This is a genomic window from Lancefieldella parvula, assembly GCF_963530955.1.
Lineage (GTDB): Bacteria > Actinomycetota > Coriobacteriia > Coriobacteriales > Atopobiaceae > Lancefieldella > Lancefieldella parvula_A.
In genome coordinates, this window is the sequence record NZ_CAUSFQ010000092.1 from 1 (window position 1) to 4,887 (window position 4,887).

General features: G+C 53.1%; 4 protein-coding genes. All 4 read left to right on the forward strand.

Annotated features, from left to right (window positions below; all coding sequences use genetic code 11):
- The first annotated feature begins 427 nt into the window (after nucleotides 1-427).
- The 4 genes from dnaK to RWJ43_RS05930 all read left to right on the forward strand — a co-directional run bounded on the left by dnaK (nucleotide 428) and on the right by RWJ43_RS05930 (nucleotide 4,746).
- On the forward strand, nucleotides 428-2,332 hold the full coding sequence (gene dnaK, locus RWJ43_RS05915; RefSeq protein WP_314008918.1) for a molecular chaperone DnaK: 1,905 nt from the start codon (nucleotides 428-430) through the stop codon (nucleotides 2,330-2,332).
- 117 nt (nucleotides 2,333-2,449) lie between these two features.
- Nucleotides 2,450-3,310: a nucleotide exchange factor GrpE gene (grpE, locus tag RWJ43_RS05920; protein WP_314008920.1), complete on the forward strand. Its 861-nt coding sequence runs from the start codon at nucleotides 2,450-2,452 to the stop codon at nucleotides 3,308-3,310.
- 33 nt (nucleotides 3,311-3,343) lie between these two features.
- Nucleotides 3,344-4,276, forward strand: a complete 933-nt coding sequence (locus RWJ43_RS05925) for a DnaJ C-terminal domain-containing protein (protein ID WP_314008922.1) — start codon at nucleotides 3,344-3,346, stop codon at nucleotides 4,274-4,276.
- Nucleotides 4,276-4,746, forward strand: a complete 471-nt coding sequence (locus RWJ43_RS05930) for a heat shock protein transcriptional repressor HspR (protein WP_314008924.1) — start codon at nucleotides 4,276-4,278, stop codon at nucleotides 4,744-4,746. The genes RWJ43_RS05925 and RWJ43_RS05930 overlap by 1 nt, the downstream gene beginning before the upstream one ends.
- Nucleotides 4,747-4,887: the final 141 nt, after the last annotated feature.

Here is a 4,887-nt window from a genome sequence, read left to right on the forward strand (position 1 = left end):
AATTTGATTCGTTGCCGCTTAGTAATTTTTTGATGTATTGATAAAAACCCCTTATCATCTTTAGCGAAAAAGCACGTCTTGGGTTCTCCTTTTCCCAGAGTGAAACTAAATTTTCAATATCACTAATATGGAGTGATGTTTTATTAAAATTATTATGTTTCATTACTACACTCCTTTTAGGATAAATATTTACACTATAGTTTAAGACAAATTAAAATGAGAATAATTGATGAAATAAATAAAATTGGGAAAAAATCTACTACAAACTGACTTAGATTATGTATATAAGTCAGACATAGGGGTATAAGCAAAACCGTAAAGCAGAAACACGGTATGTGTTCACGATTAGCTTGTACCCTTTTTCAGGTCATCTACCTGTGGGGTTTCTCGCCAAGCGAAACACGTACATAGGAAAGGATGATTCACAATGGGTAAGATTCTTGGAATTGACCTGGGTACTACAAACTCAGCTATGGCTGTCCTCGAGGGTGGAGAGCCAACTATCATCGTAAACGCAGAGGGAGACCGCACAACTCCTTCCGTCGTCGGCTTCCGCGCAGACGGCGACCGCATTGTTGGTAAGGCAGCAAAGAACCAGGCTGTCACCAACCCTGTAAACACTGTCTTCTCCATCAAGCGTTTCATGGGCCGCAAGTTTGACGAGGTCCAGTCTGAGATTAAGACTGTCCCTTACAAGGTTAAGGCTGGCACCGATGGCCGCGCAGTTGTCGAGATTGAGGGTGTTGACTACACTCCAGAGCAGATCAGCGCTATGACCCTTGCAAAGATGAAGGCAGACGCCGAGAAGTACCTCGGTGAGCCTGTAACCGACGCTGTTATTACCGTCCCAGCATACTTCAACGACGCACAGCGTCAGGCAACCAAGGACGCAGGCAAGATTGCTGGCCTCAACGTTCAGCGTATCGTCAACGAGCCAACCGCAGCAGCACTTGCTTACGGTCTGGACAAGAAGGACCAGGACCACAAGGTTCTTGTCTTCGACCTCGGTGGTGGCACCTTCGACGTCTCTCTGCTCGATCTTGCAGACGGCGTTGTTGAGGTTCTTGCAACCAACGGCGACAACCACCTGGGCGGCGACGACTGGGATCAGCGCGTTATCGACTGGCTTGCAGACAAGTTCAACTCCGATAACGGTATTGACCTCCGCAAGGATCCAATGGCACTTCAGCGCCTTAAGGAGGCTGCAGAGAATGCCAAGAAGGAGCTCTCCAGCGCTCAGCAGGCACAGATCAACCTGCCATTCATCACCGCAGACGCATCTGGTCCTAAGCACCTTGACTACACTCTGACTCGTGCAGAGTTTGAGCGCATCACCCGCGATCTTCTCGACCGCTGCAAGGCTCCTGTAACCAAGGCACTCCAGGACGCAGGCCTTCAGCTCTCCGATGTCAGCGAGGTCATTCTGGTTGGCGGCTCCACTCGTATGCCAGCTGTTCAGGACCTGGTCAAGAGCATGACAGGCAAGCAGCCTAACATGTCCGTCAACCCAGACGAGGTTGTTGCTGACGGTGCAGCTGTTCAGGGCGGCGTTCTTACCGGCGACGTTTCCGGCATCCTGCTTCTGGACGTAACCCCACTGTCCCTGGGCGTTGAGACTCTCGGCGGCGTTGTTGACAAGGTCATCGACCGCAACACCACCATCCCAACTTCCAGCACAAAGGTTTACTCCACCGCAGCTGACAACCAGACCTCCGTTGAGATCCACGTCCTCCAGGGCGAGCGTGAGATGGCTTCTGACAACAAGAGCCTTGGTAAGTTCAACCTTACCGGCATTCCTGCTGCTCAGCGTGGTATCCCTCAGATTGAGGTTACCTTTGACATCGACGCAAACGGCATCCTGAAGGTCACCGCTAAGGACAAGGCAACTGACAAGTCCCAGGAGATTACCATTTCTGGTTCCACCGCTCTGTCCGACGAGGAAGTTGACCGCATGGTCAAGGACGCAGAGTCTCACGCTGAGGAAGACAAGAAGCGCAAGGACGAGATTGAGGTTCGTAACCAGGTAGACTCTCTGGCATACAGCACCGAGCAAACCGTCAAAGACCTTGGCGATAAGGTTCCTGAGGATCAGAAGAAGGCTGTTGAAGAGGCAGTTGCTGAGGCAAAGACCGCACTTGACGGCACCGACATTGAGGCAATCAAGAAGGCTGGCGAGAAGCTCACCGAGGTTGGTCAGAAGCTCGCAGAGATTGTCTACGCAGACGCTCAGGCTCAGACCGCTGGTAACAACGGCGCAGCAAGCAACCCTTCTGAGCCAGATGTTGTTGATGCAGACTACGAGGTTGTCGACGACGATAAGAACCAGAACTAATCTGAGTTTCTCGGCATATGCGCTTGGGTAACTTGGTGCAGCAGCTGGTAGACAATGTGATATGACTCGGAGGCGGCTGGCGGAAACGTTTGGCCGCCTTCTACACATAGGGAGGTGATGGCAGTGACAACAGCAGATCAGAACAAGGTTGACACTACCTTTGATAACGAGAATAACGGTGATGAAACCGTAGGCGCCGTCGGCGTTGTGGGAGATGGTTCCGCAAGTCAGACGCTTGACGGCAACGCGGCCGCTGCTAATGGCGCGGCAGGTACGGCTGGTGCAAGCCGTCCGATGACTGAAGAAGAGATGATTGCTGAGGCAATTCGTCGCGGAGAAGAGACGGCTGAGGCAGAGATTGCTGCCGATGCAAAGCGCGCAGCTCAGGAGCGTGATCGTTTGCAGAACGAGCTTGACTCGGTCTCCGATCAGATTGAGGCAGCAAAGCAGCAGGCAGCCGAGGCAAATGATCGCTTCTTGCGCTTGCAGGCTGACTGGGATAACTACCGTCGTCGTACCGCTCAGGAGCGTCTTGATGAGCGCCAGCGTGCAACAGAGAAGCTGGTAGTTGACCTGCTTCCTGTCATTGATGACCTGGAGCGCGCAATTGAGCACGCAGATGGCCTGACCGATCCTGCAGCTCAGCAGTTTGTTGAGGGCGTCTCTGCGGTGTGCAAGAAGCTTGTGGGCGTTCTTAACAAAGAGGGTGTTGAGGTAGTCAATCCTGTTGGCGAGGCCTTTGATCCTCTATCTCATCAGGCAGTGAGCCAGATTGAAGACACCGAGGCATATGATGAGACCGTCGCCCAGGTGTACCAAAAGGGTTATCGCATGGGCGGCAAGGACATTCGTACTGCGATGGTTGTTGTGACCCACGGCGGTCCAAAGCGCCCAGTAGAGCAAGAAGCCGCAGACAGCGCAGAAGCTGCTGACGGCGAAACCGCAGACGGCGCTGCCGCAAATGGCGTAACCGAGTAAGACAGAGTAGTTTTAGAGAGGAGGCCGTGCTGAATGGCAGGTAGTAAGACTTTTTATGACGTTCTTGGCGTGAAGCGCGACGCCTCGAAGTCTGATATTCAAAAAGCGTTTAGGAAACTTGCAGCTAAATACCACCCTGACAGAGGTGGCGATGAAGCCAAGTTCAAAGAGATTTCGGAAGCGTACAACACGCTCTCTGATGATAAGAAGCGCCAGGAGTATGACCAGATGCTCGCATTTGGCGGTATTCCTGGAGGCGGATTTGGTGGTCGCCAGGGTGGGTTCACCTATACCACCAACGTAAACGGCGCCAATTTTGCCGATTTCTTTAGTGGCTTTGGTGGCGGTGCTGGTGCAGGAGCCAGCGGCTTTGACTTTGCCGATATCTTTGGCGGGCGAGCAAACCGTCCAGTTGCAGGTAGCGACCTTACTATGTCCGTAAACGTATCGTTTGATGAGGCATTTAAGGGAACTTCTCGCAAGGCAACGTATCGCGTGCCTTCAACTGGTGAGGAGCAGTCACTGACCATCAAAGTACCAGCTGGTGCTTACGATGGCATGAAGCTGCGCTACAAGAAGCATGGCGAGTACGGCGTTAACGGCGGTCCGCGAGGCAACCTTGTGGTTACCATCAACGTTGCAGCTCATCCGGTCTTCTCGCGAGATGGCGCTGACGTGCGCATGAAGCTGCCAGTGAGCATTTACGAGGCAGCTTTGGGCACCTCGGTTGACGTGCCAACGCCTGACGGAACTACGGTGCGACTCAAGGTTCCCGCAGGTACACAGAGCGGAAAAACGTTCAGGTTCAAGAACTTGGGCGCTCCTCGCGTGAAGGATCCTGCAACTCGCGGCGCGCTGTATGTTTCGGTGGATGTCAAGGTTCCAACAAAACTTTCCAAGAAGGAGCGAGATGCTCTTCAGGCGTTGCTTGACGCCGATGAGCGCAGCTACCGAGAGGAGCGGTAATGGCTCGAAAGAAGGATGACGGTCGTAACAAGCCGCTCTACATGATTAGCGTTGCGGCCGAGCTTACGGGCATGCATCCGCAGACGCTGCGTGTGTACGAGCAGAAGGGCCTGATCAACCCCGGTCGTTCCAGGGGCAACACGCGCCTGTACTCTCGCGCGGACATTGACCGCCTCAATCTTGTCTCCAAGCTGACGGACGAGGGCATCAATCTTGCCGGTGTTGTGCGCATTCTTGACATGCGCGAACGAGCTCTCGAGAAGGACGATCTAATTGATGAGCTGCGTGAACGCATTCGCGTGCTTGAGGATGAGCTCCACGAGTACCACATGCGCGAGCGCATCACCTCGCTTGTTCGTTATAGCGAGACCAGTCCAGAGATGGTGATGCAGCGCCTGCTTGGTATGCCAAGCTCCACTTCTTCTGACGCCAACACCGAGGGTGACCCGACGCACTCAAAGGAATCGTAAGACAACGAGGCAAGTGCTACTAGTAAGATGACCAGCTCTTCACGCGCGTATGTGGGGAGCTGGTTTTTTGTTTGGTCACCATTTATCGAATACCGAATACCGAATACCGAATACCGAATACCGAATACCGAATACCGAATA

Bases quoted from the DNA above. Each gene is read 5' to 3' on its own strand.
- dnaK (WP_314008918.1), top strand. From the start codon at position 428: ATGGGTAAGATTCTTGGAATTGACCTGGGTACTACAAACTCAGCTATG.
- grpE (WP_314008920.1), top strand. From the start codon at position 2,450: ATGGCAGTGACAACAGCAGATCAGAACAAGGTTGACACTACCTTTGAT.
- RWJ43_RS05925 (WP_314008922.1), top strand. From the start codon at position 3,344: ATGGCAGGTAGTAAGACTTTTTATGACGTTCTTGGCGTGAAGCGCGAC.
- RWJ43_RS05930 (WP_314008924.1), top strand. From the start codon at position 4,276: ATGGCTCGAAAGAAGGATGACGGTCGTAACAAGCCGCTCTACATGATT.